Source organism: Bartonella sp. AA86SXKL, assembly GCF_042196885.1.
The window spans coordinates 1-619 of the sequence record NZ_JBHIRE010000466.1 but is presented as its reverse complement, the minus strand read 5'-3'; the positions used below and the strand labels follow the sequence as shown (position 1 = coordinate 619).

Annotated in this window: 1 protein-coding gene; it reads left to right on the top strand. The window is 38.0% G+C overall.

What is annotated here, in order from left to right:
• Positions 1-81 precede the first annotated feature (81 nt).
• Positions 82-483, top strand: a complete 402-nt coding sequence (locus ACFIO5_RS12660; protein ID WP_375705594.1) for a hypothetical protein — start codon at positions 82-84, stop codon at positions 481-483.
• Positions 484-619: the final 136 nt, after the last annotated feature.

The window sequence follows — 619 nt, the reverse complement described above, 5'->3', positions numbered from 1 at the left end:
GCTGATAAAATTAAAACAAAAAGCATGGGCCTGCTGTCTCAAGAATTTAAACGACAACACATGCATTAAAAGAAATACACCATGGAAAAGAAGTACGACCTTACTGATGAGAAAGCTGAGTTTAAAGGGGTAACTCTTCACCGTATCCGAGCTTTAAGAGACTTTGGAGTTATTAAAAAAGGTAATTTAGGCGGCTTTATAGAAAATGAAAACAACCTATCGCATCATGGTAATTGCTGGGTGGGTGGTAAAGCATTTGTCTTATCTTGTGCTTGCGTTTACGATAATGCTCAAGTTTATGATGATGCTGAAGTTTATGGTAGTGCACGAATTAAACATAATGCACATGTTTACGGTTTTGCCGAAGTTTATGGAATGGCAACGGTTTCCGGTAATGCACGTATTTATGGTGACGCAAAAATTTATCGTGATGCGGATATTGATGGCGATAATATCATGTCCACTGGAGAAAAAGCATGGTGAAAAAATACGAACTGACTGATGAGACAATCGAAGTTGATAGACATACTCTACACCGCATACGTGCATTAAAAGACTTTGGTGATGTAAAAGAAGGTGATCTTGGAGGTTTCATAGAAAAAGAAAGCAACCTATCCCA

Bases quoted from the DNA above. Each gene is read 5' to 3' on its own strand.
- ACFIO5_RS12660 (WP_375705594.1), top strand. From the start codon at position 82: ATGGAAAAGAAGTACGACCTTACTGATGAGAAAGCTGAGTTTAAAGGG.